The following is an 18954-nucleotide window of genomic DNA, read 5'->3' as shown; positions in this document are numbered from 1 at the left end:
GATCCGATACTTGGTCATGTCCTGCACCTGTTTGTATATTAATTAATCACCTGTTTAGTTTTTCGTTCGTATAGAAACAAGTTTAAAAAATACACTTTTTGTGAATTCATTTTATTTCAGCATCTTACACGTCACTCCGCCCGCAAACCGGCTGACAGAAAACGCTGCAAGTGGTCCAGAAGCGCGTCTTTTCCCAGCGCCGTGATCTGCCCGTCGCTGAGGTCACCGACTCGCCCAAGATCGTTCAGCATGAAAAGATAAGTGCCGACCAGAAAGGCCATCCTGAGACTGACTTCCTCGAGACTCAGATGCGGCAAGGCGACGGCCAGAACGGCGATGTAGCGTTTGGCGGCAGGGTCGTAGATCTCGCGCCGCAGCCGCAGGGCGCGGGCTTCGGGCTCGGCATGGAGCCGCGCCTGCAGGCGCACAAAGGCCGCCCCGGGCGGGCCGCTTTCCTTCATGTCCCATTGCGGCTGCAGGTAGGCGCGCACGATCTCGCGCAGGCGAGGGCTCGGCGTCCGGGCCAAAAGCGCGTCAAGATTGGCATGCCGTGCGGCGGCGATCCGCGCGCCCTTGCGGCGGACCACCTCTTCGAACAGCGCGCCCTTGGAGCCGTTGTAATAGCCGATCAGCGCGAGGTTGACCCCGGCGCGCGCCGCAATATCGCGCATCCGCGCGCCATTGTAACCGTGGTCGGCGAACTCCAGTTCCGCCGCGTCCAGAATGCGGTCGCGCAGGTCGGTGCTGTCGGTCTCTTTCGGACGACCGGGCTTGCGGCGGCTGGATCTGAACGCGCTCACCGGCACGCTCAGCAGAGCTTGGCGAGCAGCCGCAGAAAGGTCTCGCTCTCGCGCTTGGTCAGCGGCGCCAGCGTTGCCTCGGTGATCCCCATCACCACCGGCAGCGCCTCTTGAATGAGCGCCCGCCCCTTGGCGGTGGAGCGCAACATGTAGCGCCGCTTGTCTTCGGTGTCGCGCTCGGCGGTGATCAGCTCCTGCGCCTGCAGGCGCGACACCACCCCTTTGGTGGTGGCCGCATCCATCGCCACAAGCCGGCCCAACGCGTTCTGCGAGATCGGTCCCGGCACCTGAAACAGGCGGAACAACATCGAGAATTGAGTCGCGGTCAGCCCGCCAATCATCCGCTCGGCAAAGATGGTCTGGTGCCGCTGATAGGCCTTGCGCATCAGGAAGCCGACCTGCTCGTCCAGCACGTAGTCCGACGCGGCGATGCTGACCTGCTCTGCGGTCTCGTCTAGGGTCCGGGGCGCCATGGCCGCATCTTTCCACTAAAGCACATTGGTCTCACCGTTTACATGGCCCGCACAAAGAGGCAACCCCGAGGCGGTAGACCGGTCGCGCCGGTGCTGTGCCTTGGCGCAAGACCTGTTTGTGTACATACATGGTCGGCAGGGGGACGCGTGACAAGGGTAAACGACAATTACCCTGCGCTGCTGCCTTGCGTCGGAGGATGAAATTTGTTTGTGTGCGTACAAAAATACATCTGATGTGCAGGATTGCTTCGGGCATACTGCCAGGAGCCGGGGAGGTCCGCATCATGACTGACGCGACAGGGTCAACGCATCTGAGGGTCAATGGCATCGACCATGACCTTGATCTCGATCTTCATCGCAGCCTGCTCGACGTGCTGCGCAGCGAACTGGGCCTGAAGGGGCCGAAATACGGTTGCGGCATGGCGCAATGCGGCGCCTGCACCGTGCTGGTCGACGGCGCCCCGGCCCGCGCCTGCGTGCTGCGGGTGGGCAAGCTTGGCGCCCGCTCCGTGACCACCCTCGAAGGGCTGGCGGACCCGGAAACCGGCGCGCTGCATCCCGTGCAGGCGGGCTTTGTCGCCGAGGAGGGCGCGCAATGCGGCTATTGCCTCAACGGCATGGTGATGAGCGCGGTCGCCCTGCTGCGGCAAAAGCCCAACCCCAGCGAGGCATGCATCCGCGCCGCCCTCGCGCATAACCTTTGCCGCTGCGGCACCCATGCGGAAATCCTCGCCTCGGTGCAGCGCGCCGCAGCCCTCCTTGCTGCCACCCCCTCTGACAAGGCTGCTTCCTGATGACCGATCTCCCCTTTGGCAGCCTTTCCGTACACCGCGACACCGAAACGGGGCGCGAGATTTTCGTCACCTTCGACAGCTCCGGCGTGCTGACCGCCTTCAACGGCCATGTCGACCTTGGCACCGGGATCGAGACGGCGCTGGCGCAGATCGTCGCCGAGGAGGCAGAGCTGCCCCTGTCGCGGGTGCAGGTGATCCTTGGCGACACCGACCGCACCCCGGATCAGGGGCCGACCATCGCCTCTGAGACCATCCAGGTCGCCGCCGTGCCCCTGCGCCTTGCGGCGGCGCAACTGCGCGCCGAACTGGCCGCCCGCGGCGCACGCCGCCTTAACGCGCCTGAGGGCGGCGTCACCCTGCGCGACGGGGTTGTGATCTGGAAAGACACCTCGGTTGCCTTCGAGGCGCTGCTGGAAGGACGCGAGGAGATGCTGCGGCTTGATCCCGCCACGCGTCTCAAATCCCCCGCCGATTACCAGATCGTCGGCAGCAGAACCGCCCGCAAGGATCTGCCCGCCAAGGTCACCGGCCAGCATACCTACATCCACGATGTCGACGTGGCGGGCATGGTGCATGGCCATGTGATCCGCCCCCTATACCGGGCGCGACAGCGGCCCCTTTATCGGCACCAGTCTCATCGGCTTTGACGAAGACGCCGTGCGGCATATGCCCGGCTTCCTCGCGGTGGTGCACCAAGGCGACTTCCTCGGCGTGGTCGCAGCCCGCGCCGATCAGGCGCAGGCGATTGCCGAGGCGCTGCCGGTCCAGTGGCGCAGCCCCCGCCGCGCCGGACCTCGGCGACCTGCGCCACGCGATCCGCGACCAGCCCTCGACGCCCCGCGCGCTTGACCGGACCGGCGATTTCGACCAAGGGCTGGCGGAGGCCGACAGCACCCTGACGCGCAGCTATGTCTGGCCCTATCACCTGCACGGCTCCATCGGCCCCTCCTGCGCGGTGGCGGATTGGAACCGGGGTCGCCCCATAGTCTGGTCCGGCAGCCAGAACCCGCATATGTTGCGCGGCGATCTCTCCACCCTGACCGGCCTGCCGCCCGAACAGATCGAGATCCGCCGCTATCAGGCGGCCGGATGCTATGGCCGCAACTGCGCCGATGACGTCTGCGGCGATGCCCTGCTGATGGCGCGCGCGCTGGGGCGTCCGGTCCGGGTGCAGCTCACCCGTGCGCAGGAACACCTGTGGGAGCCGAAGGGCGCGGCACAGCTGATGGACATCACCGGCGGCCTCAAGGACGGGGCGCTGCACGCCTATAGCCTCGACACCTGGTATCCCTCGAACCGCGGCCCGAACCTCGCGCTGCTGCTCACCGGCGCCGTCTCGCCCGAGCCGCGCCCGTCGGATATGGGCGACCGCACCACCGTGCCGCCCTACCGCATCCCGCACAAGCGCATCACCGTGCATGACATGGCCCCCATCGTGCGGGCCGCCTGGATGCGCGGCGTCTCGGCCCTGCCCAATACCTTCGCGCATGAGAGCTTCATCGACGAGATGGCCCATGAGGCGGGCAAGGACCCGGTCGACTTCCGCCTTGCCCATCTCGACGACCCCCGCGCCGCGGATCTGATCCGCCGCACCGCCGAGGCGGCGGGCTGGCAGCGGCACGAGACCCTGCGCCTGCGGCGCGAAGGGCGGATGGCCTATGGCACCGGCTTTGCCTATGCAACCTATGTGCACGGCGCCTTTCCCGGCACGGCCGCTGCCGCCGCCGCCTGGGTCTGCGATGTCACGGTGGACATGGAAAGCGGCGAGGTCACTCTGACCCGCGTCTTCGTCGGTCAGGATCAGGGTCTGGTCATCAACCCCGACGGGGTGCGCCACCAGATCCACGGAAACGTCAATCAGACGGCCAGCCGGGTGCTGAAAGAAGAGGTGAGCTTTGACGAGATCACCGTCACCCCGCAAAGCTGGGCAAACTACCCGATCCTGACCTTCCCCGAGACGCCCGAGATCGAGACCCTGCTGATCGCGCGCCCGGAAGAGCCCGCGCTTGGGGTGGGCGAAAGCGCCGCTGTGCCCTCTGCTGCCGCAATTGCCAGCGCGATCTTTGACGCCACCGGGGTGCGGATGCGCGAGGCGCCCTTTACGCCCGAGAAGATGCGCAGCGCCCTCGGCATTGCGCCGCGCGAAATTCCCACCCCCGCCCTGCCCGGCATGATCCCGACGAAATCGCGCCGCAAGCCGCGCGCCCTTGCGATGGCTGCCGCGCTTGGCGGCGCGCTCACCGCCGGAGCGGTTGCCCTGCCGATGGCGCGGGCGATCCCGCCCGGCAGCGCCCCCGCCGCAGGCAGTTTTTCCAACGAGCTTCTGCAACGCGGGGCCGAGGTCTTTGCCCTTGGCAACTGCGCCACCTGCCACACCGCCGAGAATGGCCCCGCCAATGCCGGCGGGCGCGCGGTAGAGACACCCTTTGGCACGATCTACACCACCAATATCACCCCCGATCCCGAAACCGGCCTCGGGGCATGGAGCTTCACGGCCTTTGACCGCGCCATGCGGAAGGGGATCAGCCGCGAGGGTCACAACCTCTACCCGGCCTTCCCCTATACCTCCTTCGCCAAGATCAACGATGAGGACATGTATGCGCTGTATGGCTACCTGCAGACCTTGCCGCCGGTGCGGGCCGAGGTGCCGCAGGCGCAGATGGTCTTCCCCACCAACCTGCGCGCCACAAATGCGGTCTGGAACCTGATCTACCACAACCCGACCGAACTGACCCCCGACCCCGCCCAGAGCGAGACCTGGAACCGCGAGCCGCTATCTGGTCGAAGGGGCGGGTCATTGCAGCGCCTGCCACAGCCCGCGCAACGCGCTTGGCGCGGAGCAGGGCGGGGCCGCAGCCCTGTCCGGCGCGATGATCAAGGGCTGGTTTGCCCCCGCATTGGCCGGTGCTCCGGCGGGCGCGCGGGGCTGGGACGCCGACAGCCTTTTTGCCTATCTGCGCCATGGCATCGCCCCCGGCCTCGCCGCCGCCTCGGGTCCGATGGCGGATGTGGTTGAAAGCCTTGGCCCCCTGCCCGACGCAGATATCCGCGCCATGGCAACCTATCTCGCCTCGCTGACCGAAGCGGATGCCGTGCCCACTCCGGCACCGCAGTTGCCCGCCCAGCCCGACGCCACCCATCGCCTGTTTGAAAGCGCCTGCGCCACCTGCCATGAACCGGCGATTGACGGCACTGCGACCGCCGCCCATGTGCCGCTTGGACAATCGATGGCGATTCGCGCCCCCTCGCCCGAGGCCCTGACCACGGTGATCCGCGACGGGCTTGTCGCGCCCTTCAGCCATGATTTGCGCGACATGCCCGCCTTTGGAGGCGAATTGAGCGCGGATCAGATCGAACGGCTCAGCGCCTACCTGCGCGCCCGCTACGTGCCGGACCTGCCCGCCTGGCCCTAAGGGCGGCGCGCGCCCCATCACTTGAACAAATGCCCATCACGAAAAACCTGAACTCCGGCCTGATTTTTCTGAAATCAGGCCGGATGCGCTGAAAAGAGACATGTTTCGCGCATCATTGCTCTGGACCGGCGCCGGATCATTTGTTAGCATACAAACAATAATTGCAGCGGCAAAGAGGAACTGACATGCACTCGATCGATCAGGTGGATATCGCCATTATCGGCGCGGGGCTCGGTGGCGCGGCGGCCATGGCGCTGCTGGATGATGCGGGTTTCTCCGCGCATTGCTTTGAACAGGCCCCGGTCTTTACCCGCCTTGGCGCCGGCATCCATATCGGCCCCAACGTGATGAAGGTCTTCCGCCGCATCGGTCTAGAGGATCGGCTGGCCGCCATCGGCTCGCACCCGGATTACTGGTTCTCCCGCGACGGGATGACCGGCGATTATCTCTCGCGGATCCAGCTTGGCGACTATGCCAAGCGCGAATACGGCGCGCCCTACATCACCATCCACCGGGGCGACCTGCACGCCGAACAAATCGCCGCCCTGCCGCAGGACCGGCTGCATTTCGGCCACCGCCTGACCGATATCACAGAGCGCGACAGCGACGTGCTTCTCACCTTTGCCAATGGCAAGCAGGTCGCGGCCCAGCTGGTGATCGGTGCGGATGGCATCAACTCGATGATCCGCGAAAAGCTGCTGGGCGTCGAAAAGCCCCGCTTCTCCGGTTGGGTCGGTCACCGAGCGCTGGTCAACATGGACAAGCTGCGCGCCTCCGGTGTCGAGTTTGAGCCCTGCGTCAAATGGTGGTGGGAACAGTCGCGCCACATCATGGCCTATGCGACCAAGAGCAACAATTCCGAGTATTACTATGTGACCGGCGTGCCGGTGGACGGCTGGGCACATGAGGCCAGCTTTGTCGACAGCTCGCGCGAAGAGATGGAAGCGACCTTCGGCGCCTCGCATCCCGTGGTGAACGCGCTGATCGACGCCACCGAAGAGGTCACCAAATGGCCCTTCTGGAACCGCGATCCCCTGAACCTCTGGAGCCAGGGCCGCCTTTGCCTGCTGGGCGATGCCTGCCACCCGATGCGCCCGCATATGGCCCAAGGCGCCTGCATGGCGATCGAGGATGCCGCCGTGCTGGCCCGCTGCCTCGAGGAGGTCGGCACAAAGGACTACGCCAGCGCCTTTGCCCTTTACGAGGCGACCCGGCGCGAGCGCGCCACCAAGGTGCAGACCATCTCGAACGCCAATACCTGGCTGAAGGAACCGGAAGATCCGGCCCGGGTCTACGCCCACGACCCCCTTAGCGTTCAACTGGGCTAGGATCCTCCCCGCTCATATGCCCCCCTGAACGCGCGCGGCCCTTCCCCGGTGGAGGGCCGCGTTTTTTTCTGGGCCCCTGACCGAGGAACCGGCCCGTCGAGGCCATGTCCATGCCCAAGCAGAACGGGTTCGCGGAGCCGGCACAATGGACACGCTGGCACGGGTCAGCGGCGTTGCTCCCCGGTTCCGATGTCCGCCGGGGCAACCGAGACCGCCTTGACGACGGCATGGACCTCTCCGCCCCGGGCCAGGCCGAGCGATGCCGCCGAGCGCCCGGTGATGCGCGCGAGGACGCGCCCCGCCTTGGTGTCGATCGCAACGAGCGCGCCGGGACCCTCGCCCGACCGGACGTCATGAACCACGCCGGGCAAGATGTTGAGCGCGGACAAACCCTCGGGCCGGGCGCGCGACAGGATCACGTCATGGGCGGCGATGCGGACGCGCAAGGCGGCGCCGGGCGCCTGTTCGACCCGCGGCAGATACAGCGACAATCCTCCCGCATCGAGTTCGCTCAGCCCGTCCTCATGGTGGCGCAGCACGCGCGCCGTTACAACGGCACCCGCCTCGCGCGCACCCGCAGGCAACACCGAGGGATCTCCCAGGACCTCCGCCGCCGGCCCCTGCGCGACGACCCGGCCCGAGTCCAGTGCAACCACAGTGGTGGCCAGCCGCGCCACCTCGGAGGCGGAATGACTGACATAGACGATCGGTATCGCCATCTCGTCGCGCAGCCGCTCGAAATAGGGCAGGATCTCGGCCTTGCGGGCCTCGTCAAGCGCCGCGAGCGGCTCATCGGCCAGAATCAGGCGCGGCGCCGACAGCAGCGTGCGACCGATGGCGACCCGCTGTTTCTCACCCCCGGACAATGCCCTTGGACGACGTTCGAGCAGATGGCCAAGGCCAAGCAAGTCGACCACGCGCCCCATATCCTCGCGCGGGGCGTCCCTTGGCGCAAACAAGGCACCGTAGGACAAGTTCTGCCGCACGGTCAGGTGCGGAAACAACCGCCCCTCCTGGAAGATATAGCCAAGGCGGCGGCGGTGCGGCTTGAGGCGGATCCCTCGGTCGGTGTCGAGAAGCGTCCAGTCGCCCGATGCAATGCGCCCCTCGTCAGGCAAAAGAAGCCCCGCCACCGCGTTGACGATGCTCGTCTTGCCCGACCCCGACCGCCCAAACAGCATCGTCACGCCCGGGGCGGTGCGAAAATGGGCGTCAAGCGTGAAACCCCCGAAGGCATGGAACAAGGACACCTCGAGCATCACACCCCTCCGACGCGGGCGGCCACGCGGCGCCCGATCAACTCGGACAGCAAAAGCGCGCCCATCGCGACGGCGACCGAGACGATCACCAGCGTCATCGCCGACGCTTCTCCTCCCGGCACCTGAAGAAAGGCATAGATCGCCGAGGGGATGGTCCGCGTCTGTCCGGGGATGTTGGAAACGAAAGTGATCGTCGCACCGAATTCACCCATGGCCTTGGCGAAGGCGAGGATGGCGCCCGCGATGATCCCCGGCAGCGCCAGCGGCAGGGTCACGGTCAGGAAGACCCGTGGCGGCGAAGCCCCCAAGGTGGAAGCCGCCTGTTCGAGTTTGGGATCGATCGCCTCGATCGACAGCCGGATGGCCCGGACCATCAGAGGGAATGCCATGGTTCCCGCCGCCAGCGCCGCCCCGGTCCAGCGAAAGGCGAAGACGACGCCCCAATCGGACAGGGTGCTGCCGATGGGGCCGCGCGTGCCGAGGGTCAGCAACAGGATGTACCCCGTCACCACCGGCGGCAGGATCAGCGGAAGATGGACAATCCCGTTCAACAGCTGCTTGCCGGGAAACCTCCATCGCGCCAGGGCATAGGCCGTCAGAATCCCCAAAGGCAGGCTGACCACCGTCGCCCACAGCGAAACCCGGAGTGAGAGGGCAACCGCCCTCCACTCGTCGGGGCCGAGCCAATCCGTCACGTGTTACTCGGAGACGACCACGAAGCCCTGACGTTCGAAAGCCGCCCGCGCTTCGGGACCACGCAGGTAATCGAGGAATTCGGTCTCTGCCGGAAAGTCGCGATTGGCCAGATCCCCCGCCGGGTAGACGATCGGCGGGTGGCTGTCCGCCGGGAAGGTGCCGACGACGGTGACCCTGTCCTGGGCGGCGGCATCGGTTGCGTATACGATGCCGTAGGGCGCCTCGCCCGCGGCGACGAAAGCGAGGGCGGCGCGCACATTGTCGGCCTGCGCGACCCTGCCCTCGACAGCGCCCCATTGCCCCAGAGCCTCCAGCGAGGCCTTGCCATAGATGCCCGCCGGCACGGAATCGACCAGCGCCATGGCAAGATGGCCGTCGCCAAGCAGAGCCGCCAGATCCATGTCCGCCCCGATCTCGACCGGCGCGGCATCGGCGCCGGCGGCGATCAGCACGATGGAATTCCTCAGAAGATCAAAGCGCGTCCCTGCCTCGACCAGCCCGTCCGCTTCAAGCGCATCCATCCAGCCCGGGTTCGCCGAGATGAAGATATCGACCAGGGCGCCCTGCTGGATCTGGCGCGCCAGGGCCGACGAACCGGCCAGCGAGATCACCAGGTCATGGCCGGTGGCCGCTTCGAAGTTCGTTTCGATCTCGGCAAGCGCGTTGGTCAGGCTGGCTGCCGCGAAGACATTGATTTCCTCCGCATGGGCCGCCAGCGGCAAAGCGGCGGCAGATGTCAGGATTGCTGTGACCTGAAGGCGGAGTGAACGGAACATGAGCGGTCTCCCGGCTACTGATATAGTCGGAGGAACATATCGCAAGCCGATGCCCACCAGGCAAGCGTTATTTTCCGTCGGGAATATCCCTGAGCATCGCCTGTATATTTCCGATCCGCGCCGCGCCCGCCTCTGCCATGATTTCTTCGAGCTTGCGGTAATTGGCCAGAACCTCCGCCCCCGCATCGGTCAACCGGGCGCCACCACCCTTGGCACCCCCCTCGTCGAGTCGACCAACGGCTCGCGGAATGCCGTGTTCATTTCCTCGACCAACATCCACGCGCGCTTATAACTCATGGACATGGTGCGCCCGGCCGCCGCGATGGAGCCGGTATCACGGATACGCTCAAGCAGGTCGGCCTTGCCGGGCCCCAACATTGCATCCTCGCCGAAGAGGATGCGAATGCGCAGGCTCGGGGCCTCTCTGGACCCAGTCGTGTTCTCTGTCATGGCCCGAAGTATCGCAAACGCACGATGATACACGCAAGCCATATCGCATTGCGTGGCTGGCCCTGCACATGGCCTCACTTGATCACCGGTTGTATTTTCAGAAACATATCGAATCAAGGAGGGCAGAGAGGTTTTGCGCAGGAGCATTCTTGCCCCCTTCGGCTTGGCGGCTGCCGTGGCGGCGTCGAGCATGGCATTTTCCCGTCGCGGCTTTCCGGCGGGAGCCCTAGCGAAAACGGGAAAGGCCGCCCCTGGCTGACCACAGGAGACACCGCCCCGCCGCCCGGCGACGTTCGAGCCGAGGCGGAAATCGTCCGGACCGCTATCAAAGCCGAACGGGTTGGCGTGGCGGCGATCGGATCGCCGCCCGCGTGGCAAGGGCCGTCTGGCCACGCCACGGTCATGGGCATGGGCATGGGCATGGGCTCGCTCAGAGATCGATCCGCTGCCGCGTACTCCCCGCCTTTTCCGAACTCAGTTCCACAACGCAGGAGGCCGACCCGGCGCGCCCACGCACCAGCCATTCCGCCTTGCGGGTGACCGCGGACCATTGCTGCCCCCAAGGCGACCACAGGTACTTCCGTTCGTTCCGTCCCGCGAGATGGCCCAGATCCTGCTCGGCGGCGTTCATCACCAGTTCCGCGCCTTCCGTGCGCAGCGCGACCTTGACCGTCTTGGCGACACCCTTTTCAAGTGCCACGTCCGACAGGTTCGTTGGCAGGTATCCGTGGTTCGACACGACAGCGGAGATCCTGAAGAGATCTTCGCCAAGGGCCTCGCAGAACACGTCGTCGAGCCGGACCTGCGGGGCGGATGCGGCGTGCCGAAGATTGAACAGCGTGTTGTTGTGGCAGATCTCTTCCAGAAGGTGACCGGGCGGGTTCCTGTAGCTCCAGATATAGACCATCCCGCCGATCTCGACCGGCCCGAGTTGCGGGTGGTCGAACCCGGTCCAGTCACGAAAGCCGTGATCCCCGAGGTTCTCGATAACCCAGTTGAAGACGGTACGCTGAGTTTCCGCGTCTCGCGGGCCAAGGTTGTAGTAGCCCTCCTTGGGCACGCCCGCCGTCCGCTCCAGATCCCAAAGCTCGGTCGAAAAGCAGATGATGCCCCTCTCCTCGTAGACCCAATCCTTGAGACTGCCGTGCCGGACCTTTGACTTGTCCGGTGTGAATTCTTCGTAGACCGAGACGGTGGGATAACCGGTCAGCCGTTCGCCCACCGCACCGAGGTCCTTGTACAAGGCCAGGTCGCGCGGGCTCATATCCGCGTCCAGCTTCATCATGGAGGGTCTCAGGATGATGCCGCCATGAGTATGGTAGGCGCACATGCCGGCAATGTTCGGATGATCGAGAATGAGACGCCCGATCCCCATCGCTTCGGGCTCGGAGAAGGGATACTCGCCCGCGCCATACTCCCGTGGGCTCCAGTTGATGGGGAAGTTCCGGTTCATGTTTCCGTCTTCGCCCTGCTCGATCTCCACATGCAGGCCGTCGTAATCCCGGATCAGGCCCTCGGGATAGATGCGGTAGTATTCGCCCCCTTCCTCACCCGGTTCCCTCTGCACCATGATGCGGGGATCCACATCGTCCTTTTTCCATTCGCCCTCGGGGTCGGGCACCCGCATGTTCACGATATAGCCGTCGCCGTCGATGTCCTGGGGCACCAGGCCGGAAATCCGGTCTTCGCCCGGCAGGAAACGCCCGTTGCCGCACCACGGGTGATAGGGGGCTTTCAGGGCGAATTCGGCGCCGTCGGGATTGATGCGGGGGATGATGTAGAAAACCTGGCTGTCGACCAGCCGGGTGACCTCTTCGTCCTGTCCGTAGTTCGACAGCAGATACCAGATTGCATATAGCGCGGTGGCCGATGTCGCATGTTCCTCGGCGTGAATCTGGGCATCGATGTAGAAACCGGGTTTGTCCTCGGCCTTCCCGGTCCTTGGGTTCGTGATCTGCATGAACCAGACGTCGCGCCCCCGATGCGACCTTGCGATGCTGTTCAGCGTGGCGATTTCGGGGTGGGCCTCGGCCAGCTGCCGCAGGTAGCCGGTCATCGTGTCGTAGTCGTGATAGGTGTCGAAAGGGATGTCGATCCCGGTCATGTCAGGCTCCTTCTGGCGCGCTCAGGTGCGTCCGAAATGTTCCATGATGGCGGCGGCGTACTTGATGCCCTTGATGTATTTGTCGACGTGAATGTTCTCGTCGGGGGCATGAAGGTTGCAGCCGGGGTTCGCAAAGCCCGTCAGCACGCAGGGTATCCAGACGTGGCGCAGGACCGCCCCTTCCGCCGAGACACCGTTGACGATGGGCGGCTCGCCATAGACTTCCTGCGCGGCGGCGATGATCGAGCCCGCGATGTCCTCCTTGGCGGAGATCTTGTAGGGCTCTTCGGCCCGCTCGAAGGTATTGACCTCGATAGTGTCGAAGCCCTGCGCCTTGATATGCGCCCGCAGCTTTTCTGCGGCCTTGATCGGGCTGATATTCGGGATCAGACGGAAGTCGAGCCGCACCCGTGCCTCGGCGGGCACGATGGTCTTGGTACCCTTGCCCATGTATCCTGCCTCGATCCCCTGAATGTTCGCCGTCGGCTCATAGGTTCGGGCGCGCAGAGCATCGACACCGTCGCGGCCCAGCACGAATGAGTCGACACCCATTTCCTCGCGCAGCAGGTCGAAGTCGATGCGGGATGCCTTGTCGCGCAGGAACCCTTCGTGGTCCTCGTCGGGGACATAGATGCCCTCGGCCCAGTCGGGGATCAGGATATTCCTGTCGCGGTCCATGATCGTCCCCAGACAGTGGATCAGATCCCAGACCGGGTTCGGCACCAGAGGGAAATTCAGGGAGTGCACGTCGGTCCGCGGCCCGCGCGCCACCAGTTCGACGAAGAGGATGGATTTCAGCCCAAGGGAGACATCCGGGACATCGGCCCCGATCTCCAGCGACCCGTCAAGGCAATGCATCCCGTCGGCGGCCAGCATGTCCTTGTTGCGTTCCGACCACGGCCCAAGGTTGGGGCTGCCGATTTCCTCTTCGCCCTCGATCAGAAGCTTCAGCGTGACGGGCACGTCGCCGCGCACCGCCGGGAACGCCTTGGCCGCCTTGTTGAAGGCCAGCACACCGCTCTTGTTGTCGGTGGCGCCGCGCCCGTAGAGCACGCCGTCGACGATCTCGGCGGACCACGGGCCGCCATGAGTCCAGGCCTCGATCGGCTCGGGCGGCTGCACGTCGTAATGCGAGTAGCACAAGAGCGACTTGGCCGAACTCCTGCTCTTGACCTCGCCGAATACAACGGGCGGCCCCTCTGGCAGCGCATGCAGGTCGGCGGGCAGACCATCGCGATGCATCATGTCCCGCAGCAGCTCGGCGCAGTCCTGCAATCCGATATCCTGCGCGGAAATGGAGGGCTGTCGCACGAAGCTCTGGAGGTCCGCCACGAACTCGTCGGCATGGGCGTCGATGTAGTCGTAAATCTCTTGCATGGCGCGGGTCATTGCGTGGTCTCCTTCCGGTTCGACAGGTCCCAGGCGTTCAGGCGCTGACCGTTGAACGCCGGAGAACGGGTTTCCGCGATGGTCAGGAAAGCCGGCGCAAGGGCTGCAGGGTCGACCCACCGGGCCTTCAGTTCCGGCGGGTAATTCTGTTCGGACATGGGGGTTTGCATCGCCTGTCCCGGCGTGATCGTGCAGGACAGGATGCCATGATCGGCGCCTTCCAGCGCCAGGCATTTGGACAGCCCCTCAAGCCCGTGTTTCGCCGCGCAATAGGCGGTTTCGTCCGCAAACCCCTTGATGCCCGACTGCGACGACACAAAGACCAGCGCTCCGCCGCCCCGTGCCTTCATGCCCGACCAGACCGCCTGCGCCAGAAGGAACCCCGCCTGTAGCCCGACATTCACGGTGGCGAAATAGGTGTCCAGGCTGACCTGATCGAACGGTTCGGGCCGAAGGATTGCGGCGTTGTGGATCAGGGTGTCAACCGGCCCGCCCGCAGCCTTCATGCGCCCTATCGCCTGTCGGCAGGCCGTGGCGTCGGAGAGGTCCGCCGGAATCACCGTTGCGGTTCCGCCAAGCGCGGCATTCAGCGCCGCGAGGCCGTGAACGTCGATATCCATCAGGACAAGTTCGGCCCCGCGCGCGGCAAAGGCGCGGGCGATTGCAGCACCCAAACCCTGTGCCGCGCCGGTGATACAGACACGCTGGTCGGAAATCGGTGGAACCTTCACGTCGCACTGTCCATGTCCAGATCCACCCAGGCGCGCGAGGTCGTCGAGGCGACAACCGCGTCGAGCACCATCTGGTTGCGCAGCCCGTCCACGAAGGTCGCACCGCGCGACAGTTCGCGCTCTTGGGCGATGGCCGCGGTCAGTTCGCGCAAGGCGCCCAGAACCGAGACGTTCCAGATGCCCTTGTTCAGCCCCGCAAGGCGGGCGTCGGGATCGTCGACCGTGATCTCCTCGAAGGAACCGGTGCCCTTGGCGAAGTAGAGGCGTTCGTCGGAATTCGACAGGGTGATCGTGCCCTTGGAACCGAAAACCTGCGTTTCATTGCCCATGTTGGCAGCCGCAACACCGGACATGAAAACATTGGCCAGCGCGCCGCAGCGCATCTCCAGCGTGAAATGCGACAGGTCGTCCGCGGTTGCCGTCCAGCGGTCGCCGGTGTGCTTGCAGCGGCGATCCGGGACCACGGTCAGCGCCTGCCCCACAACGGCAGCAGGCTCACCCAGCCACCAGCGCAACATGTCGACCTGATGGCTGCCGTTTGCGCCCAAACGACCGCCGCCCTGCGCGGCATCGGACCACCAGTCGCCCTCGGGCCGCGATGCCGGGTCATTCCAGGAGGCGCCGATATTCGTGATGTTGACGTGCCTGATTTCCCCAAGATCGCCCTGGGCGATCGCCTCGGCCACGCGCATGCGGTTCGGGTTGAAGCGCAGTTCGTGGTCGATCATGTGCAGCCGCCCTGCCGCCCGCGCCGCACCCAGCATATCCCGGGCCTCGCCCGCGTTCATGGCCGTGGGTTTTTCGCAGAGCACATGGGCTCCGCGCGCGATCGCCGCCTTGACCATCGGCGCGTGAAGCACCGTCGGGGTCGCGATACAGACAAGGTCAAGATCCTGCTCTGCCAGCATCTTTTCCCAGTCGTCGTAGACGGCGCCGATCCCGTGCGCCGCGGCGGCTGCCCGCGCGCTTTCCATCCGGCCCGAGGCGAGGGCAACGGCCTGCGCGCCCTCGATATGGGCAAGGGCGGGAAGATAGGCGTCGCGGGCGAAACTGGCGCCGATAATGCCGGTCCTGATCATGATTTGTCCTCTCTCATTGGTTGTTCGGGTTCCGCCCAGGGCATGGAAGGAACCATATGGGCGCTCAGTCGGATGCGAGGCGCGCGTCCCAGAGGCCAAGCCTTTCGTCGCGCCGGGCGGTCCAGTCGACACGCTGTCCCACGCCGTAAAAGTCCGGCTGGTAGTACATGTGCAGCCACGGACCGTCTTCGTAGAAGACTTCGAGCATCTGGTTGATGATGGCCCGCTGATCCTCGGGCGTGGCGGCGTTCATCAGGTCCGGCCAGCGCTCGAACCAGCGCGGGTCGGCCCAGTTCGTATAGTTCGGACCGGAGTCCACAGTCGCCAGCGCGGCCATGTCGTATAGCGGGCTCCACAGCGCGCCACCGGACCCGAGAAAGAACAGCGGCCCGGCCCGATGCTGGCGGATCAGCGGGACATAGACCGAAGACCATTCCATCAGTTCGACCTCGGTCGCCACGCCGACGTCATCGAGGAAAGCCCCGACGGCAAGCGCCACGTTGGCATCGTTCAGATACCTCCCGCGCGGAGCCTGCAACACGATGTCGAAGCGGACACCGTCCTCGCCGCGCGGATATCCGGCCTCGTCCAGGAGTTTCTCGGCCAATGCCGGATCGTAGGGATAAGGGTCGAGATCGGGGTGATCGTTCGGCGGGTTCACGATCCCAGTGGCCCGCTTACAGTCAAAATTCAGAAGGTGACTGCAAATCAGCGGGACATCGACGGCATATTGCAATGCCCGCCGCACGTCCGGATCACGGATCGCCGTACCAGAGATCCCGTCGAATTCGGGACTTTGGTTGAAGCCGATGTACATGCGGCGCAACCCCTGGACCGCCTGAACCTCGGCGATGCCGCTGGCGTTGATCATGTCGCTCTGGTCGGGCAGGACGTTGGTGATGATGTCCACGTTGCCCGCCAGAAGTTCGGCAATCCGGGTCGAGGCTTCGGGGATCACGCGAAAGCGGATGCGGTCGAAATGGCCGGGGCCTTCCCGCCAACGCTCCAGCACCAGCTCCGAACCCGGGCTCCATTCGGCAAGCCTGTAGGGCCCGGACGCAACGGGCGACCGGGCGATTTCGTCCCCTGTCATCGCTTCGAAGCTGTCACGACAATGCAGGAAGACCTGCGAGCGGAACCCGAGCGCCATCGGGTTCCGCTCGCGGATATGGATCGTGACGGTGGTGTCGTCCAGCGCCTCGGCCCGCTCGAAACCCATCGAGGTATATACGAAGCCGAGGGTGTTTCCGGCGAAAGCCTTGGCCGGGTCCGCCGCGCGGTTCCATGAATAGGCAACGTCATCGGCGGTCAGCGGCTCGTTATCGGCGCAGGTCTGGTCAGGCAGGATCCTGTAGGTCCAGGTTCGGCCATCCTCCGACACCTCCCAGGAGGTGGCGAGCCGGGGCAGGATCTCTCCGTCGTCCCCGATCCGGGTCAGGGAGGTGTAGATCATCTCGGCAATATTGGCGTTGTCCAGAGAACGGATCTCTGCCGGCTCGAAGGTACTGGCATCCGCGCTGAGACCGACGACGAGCGTGTCGTCGGGAATTGTCTGGGCCTGAACGGTTGCGGTCAGCGCAAGCAACGAGGCGCAGGTAGCGAGAAGTTCAAAACGGCGCATGATATCCCTCGGTTCTTGGCAGAGAGCACACGGGCCGCCGGGGCCCGGACAGATCGGGAGCGATATCTTCCTGTCGGGTTCCTTTCTGCATGGTCACGACCCCGGGTCCCCCAGGGTGACGGGTTGACCCGTCTCGGACGACCGGATGCAGGCATCCAGCATCCGGAGGGACAGGAGGTGGTCGCGACCGGTGCATTCGGGGGCCGCACGGTACCGTGCAGCGCGTTCGCGATCATTGCAAGCAGTGCCGTCGCATCGGTGATCCATGGCTCCAGCGGTGCAAGCGGCACGGTCGAATACTCGGGCTCTGTCCGTGTGGCGGCCACGAGGTCGCCGAACATCTCGCGTTGCAGCGCAACCCCGTCCGAGCAATCCGTGCGCCATTCGAAATCCAGCCGGTCGACGCCGCCCTGCCAGGTGCCCTGGTAGTTCACGATCATGCCCTGGTCGAATTCGATCAGGGCCGAAACATTCGCGTCACCGCGATACATGGACCACTCGGGGTTGAAGGTGCGGGCATAGATCCGCACCGGCTCTTGCGCGTAGACAAAACGCATCAGGTCGAAGTGGTGGATCGACTGCTCCCACAGCATCGGCTGATCCATCGTCAACGGGTACTTGTTCAGCCGCGGCAGGGTGCCGTCCCGCCAGCGCTCATAGGTGAAGCGGGCGAAGGCGGCTTTGCCGATCCGACCGGATGCCAGCAGGTCGCGCAGCGCGATTGTCACCGGAAGGTAGCGAAAGTTCAGACCGACGATCAGGTGCAGCCCCGCCGCCTCTGCCGCCGCAACATAGCGTTCCGCCAGTACAACGCTGTCAGCGAGCGGCTTTTCCGCGATGATATGCAGCCCCGATGCAATCGCGGCCTCGATCTGCGTCTCGCGTCCGCCCGGCGGCGTGACCAGAAGCACGGCATCGGCCTTGACCGTGGCCACCAGCGCGGCCAGATCATTCGAGACGGGCAGGTTCGGGTATCGCTGTGCCGCATTTTTCCGGGCATCCTCCGACGGATCGACAAGCCCGGCGAGGATCACGTCCTCTCGTGCGTCGATCACCGACAGCCAGATGCGGGCCCGCGCTCCCAGCCCCACCACGATCAGCCGGACAGGGCGGGTCATGCCTTGCCCCCCGTGGCAAGCAGCCGGTCGAGCGCGTCGCCGATCGGTGTCCAGTCGATATCGCCGAGCACCGTAGTCCGCGCGCTGGCCATGGGCGGCCGCGATGGCGGCCCCGCCGGGCCGTCGGTATCCACCATGGCGCCCGGTATCCGGGTGGCGACCTGTTGCGCCAGATCGCAATCCGAGAGCACCGGTGGTGTGCCTGCGTGCAGCACGCCGCCCGGGGTGGGCATCTGGTCCAGCAGGTCCGCAATCCCGGCGGCGAGGTCGGGCAGCCACATCCACTCCCGCAAGTTCCGACCCGAGCCCGGGCTGATCCTGCCCCCGTCCGAGCGACCCTGCGCAATCATCCTGCCGACCAGACTCAGCCGGGGCCGCGAGGGGCGCATCCGTTCGCCCGGGCCAAAGACGTTGCCAAGCCGCAGCGACAGCGTGGCGAACCCGCTTTCGGCGGCGGCGGCGGTGATGGCTTCGCCGGTCTTCTTCGCGGTCCGGTAGGGTCCGGTTCCCCGGGTAGAATCCACTTCGGTCAGCGCCGCCTGCCCCTGCCCGTCCGAAGGCGCGAAAACACCCATCGAGCTGAGAAACAGGAAACGGTCAGCGCCAGCGGACCTTGCCCAGTCGAGACAGCCCAGATGCAGCGAGAGATTGGCCCTGAGGTGTCCGGCGACCGAGACCCCGAGGGCCTCGGGCTCTGCCGTGAGCGCCGCGCCGTGAATAACCGCGCCGGGCCGAGGAAGGTCAAGGCCCTCCAGACCGGCGGCCAGATCGGCCCTGATCTGGCGAATGCCCGCATGTCCGGGCGGGCCGTCGAAAGCCCGGTCGATGGCGATCACCTCATGCCCGGCTTCCGCGCATCCCAGCGCAAGGCCGGAACAGACGAAACCGCCCGCTCCCGTTATGATCACCGGTCCGCTGGTCAT

Annotated in this window: 18 protein-coding genes and 2 pseudogenes; 6 read left to right on the top strand and 14 right to left on the bottom strand. The window is 65.4% G+C overall.

Going from position 1 to position 18954, the window contains the following annotated elements:
• Positions 1-131: 131 nt before the first annotated feature.
• Together ABFB10_RS23520 and ABFB10_RS23515 are read right to left on the bottom strand one after the other, a co-directional pair.
• Positions 132-800: a TetR/AcrR family transcriptional regulator gene (locus ABFB10_RS23520; protein WP_347168604.1), complete on the bottom strand. Its 669-nt coding sequence runs from the start codon at positions 798-800 to the stop codon at positions 132-134.
• Between the two features lie 8 nt (positions 801-808).
• Positions 809-1273 (bottom strand): MarR family winged helix-turn-helix transcriptional regulator, encoded by a 465-nt coding sequence (locus ABFB10_RS23515; protein WP_347168603.1) that lies wholly within the window; start codon positions 1271-1273, stop codon positions 809-811.
• Positions 1274-1557: 284 nt separating this feature from the next.
• Here ABFB10_RS23515 and ABFB10_RS23510 point away from each other — a divergent pair, with 284 nt between their 5' ends.
• The 6 genes and pseudogenes from ABFB10_RS23510 to ABFB10_RS23485 all read left to right on the top strand — a co-directional run bounded on the left by ABFB10_RS23510 (position 1558) and on the right by ABFB10_RS23485 (position 6808).
• Positions 1558-2067, top strand: coding sequence for a (2Fe-2S)-binding protein (locus ABFB10_RS23510; RefSeq protein WP_347168602.1), 510 nt, complete (start codon positions 1558-1560; stop codon positions 2065-2067).
• Positions 2067-2714 carry a molybdopterin cofactor-binding domain-containing protein gene (locus tag ABFB10_RS23505; RefSeq protein WP_347168601.1) on the top strand — a complete coding sequence of 216 codons (648 nt, stop codon included), beginning with the start codon at positions 2067-2069 and terminating at the stop codon, positions 2712-2714. Before ABFB10_RS23510 ends, ABFB10_RS23505 begins: the two co-directional genes overlap by 1 nt.
• Positions 2711-4633 (top strand): annotated as a pseudogene (locus ABFB10_RS23500) (xanthine dehydrogenase family protein molybdopterin-binding subunit); the annotation flags it as partial. The gene ABFB10_RS23505 and the pseudogene ABFB10_RS23500, both read left to right, overlap by 4 nt.
• A gap of 211 nt (positions 4634-4844) precedes the next feature.
• Positions 4845-5084: pseudogene (locus ABFB10_RS23495) on the top strand (c-type cytochrome); the annotation flags it as partial.
• A gap of 36 nt (positions 5085-5120) precedes the next feature.
• Positions 5121-5480, top strand: a complete 360-nt coding sequence (locus tag ABFB10_RS23490) for a c-type cytochrome (protein WP_347168600.1) — start codon at positions 5121-5123, stop codon at positions 5478-5480.
• A 185-nt stretch (positions 5481-5665) separates the two neighbouring features.
• Positions 5666-6808 carry an FAD-dependent monooxygenase gene (locus tag ABFB10_RS23485; RefSeq protein ID WP_347168599.1) on the top strand — a complete coding sequence of 381 codons (1143 nt, stop codon included), beginning with the start codon at positions 5666-5668 and terminating at the stop codon, positions 6806-6808.
• 164 nt (positions 6809-6972) lie between these two features.
• Here ABFB10_RS23485 and modC read toward each other — a convergent pair whose 3' ends face one another.
• From modC to ABFB10_RS23430, 12 genes are all read right to left on the bottom strand, one after another.
• Positions 6973-8067 (bottom strand): molybdenum ABC transporter ATP-binding protein, encoded by a 1095-nt coding sequence (gene modC / locus ABFB10_RS23480; RefSeq protein WP_347168598.1) that lies wholly within the window; start codon positions 8065-8067, stop codon positions 6973-6975.
• The gene (modB, locus tag ABFB10_RS23475) at positions 8067-8762 is read right to left on the bottom strand and encodes a molybdate ABC transporter permease subunit (protein WP_347168597.1); all 696 of its coding nucleotides are present in this window, start codon (positions 8760-8762) and stop codon (positions 8067-8069) included. Before modB ends, modC begins: the two co-directional genes overlap by 1 nt.
• Before the next feature lie 3 nt (positions 8763-8765).
• Positions 8766-9539 (bottom strand): molybdate ABC transporter substrate-binding protein, encoded by a 774-nt coding sequence (gene modA / locus ABFB10_RS23470; protein ID WP_347168596.1) that lies wholly within the window; start codon positions 9537-9539, stop codon positions 8766-8768.
• A gap of 67 nt (positions 9540-9606) precedes the next feature.
• Positions 9607-9732, bottom strand: coding sequence for a hypothetical protein (locus ABFB10_RS24460; RefSeq protein ID WP_430523071.1), 126 nt, complete (start codon positions 9730-9732; stop codon positions 9607-9609).
• Complete coding sequence (locus tag ABFB10_RS24455; protein WP_430523070.1) at positions 9729-10181, bottom strand: winged helix-turn-helix domain-containing protein; 453 nt, start codon at positions 10179-10181, stop codon at positions 9729-9731. The genes ABFB10_RS24460 and ABFB10_RS24455 overlap by 4 nt, the downstream gene beginning before the upstream one ends.
• A gap of 238 nt (positions 10182-10419) precedes the next feature.
• Positions 10420-12093: a M14 family metallopeptidase gene (locus ABFB10_RS23460; protein WP_347168595.1), complete on the bottom strand. Its 1674-nt coding sequence runs from the start codon at positions 12091-12093 to the stop codon at positions 10420-10422.
• A 21-nt stretch (positions 12094-12114) separates the two neighbouring features.
• Positions 12115-13482, bottom strand: a complete 1368-nt coding sequence (locus ABFB10_RS23455) for a M20/M25/M40 family metallo-hydrolase (RefSeq protein ID WP_347168594.1) — start codon at positions 13480-13482, stop codon at positions 12115-12117.
• A complete protein-coding gene (locus ABFB10_RS23450) occupies positions 13479-14213 on the bottom strand; it encodes an SDR family NAD(P)-dependent oxidoreductase (RefSeq protein ID WP_347168593.1) in 735 nt (244 codons plus the stop codon). The genes ABFB10_RS23455 and ABFB10_RS23450 overlap by 4 nt, the downstream gene beginning before the upstream one ends.
• Positions 14210-15292, bottom strand: coding sequence for a Gfo/Idh/MocA family protein (locus ABFB10_RS23445; RefSeq protein ID WP_347168592.1), 1083 nt, complete (start codon positions 15290-15292; stop codon positions 14210-14212). The genes ABFB10_RS23450 and ABFB10_RS23445 overlap by 4 nt, the downstream gene beginning before the upstream one ends.
• Positions 15293-15356: 64 nt before the next feature.
• The gene (locus ABFB10_RS23440) at positions 15357-16913 is read right to left on the bottom strand and encodes an ABC transporter substrate-binding protein (protein WP_347168591.1); all 1557 of its coding nucleotides are present in this window, start codon (positions 16911-16913) and stop codon (positions 15357-15359) included.
• Positions 16865-18031 carry a Gfo/Idh/MocA family protein gene (locus tag ABFB10_RS23435; RefSeq protein WP_347168590.1) on the bottom strand — a complete coding sequence of 389 codons (1167 nt, stop codon included), beginning with the start codon at positions 18029-18031 and terminating at the stop codon, positions 16865-16867. The genes ABFB10_RS23440 and ABFB10_RS23435 overlap by 49 nt, the downstream gene beginning before the upstream one ends.
• Complete coding sequence (locus tag ABFB10_RS23430) at positions 18028-18954, bottom strand: NAD-dependent epimerase/dehydratase family protein (protein WP_347168589.1); 927 nt, start codon at positions 18952-18954, stop codon at positions 18028-18030. The genes ABFB10_RS23435 and ABFB10_RS23430 overlap by 4 nt, the downstream gene beginning before the upstream one ends.

Origin of the sequence: Ponticoccus litoralis (assembly GCF_039769985.1) — a bacterium.
Lineage (GTDB): Bacteria > Pseudomonadota > Alphaproteobacteria > Rhodobacterales > Rhodobacteraceae > Ponticoccus > Ponticoccus litoralis.
The sequence above is the reverse complement of the archived record's forward strand: the minus strand, read 5'-3'. Positions and strand labels throughout refer to the sequence as shown.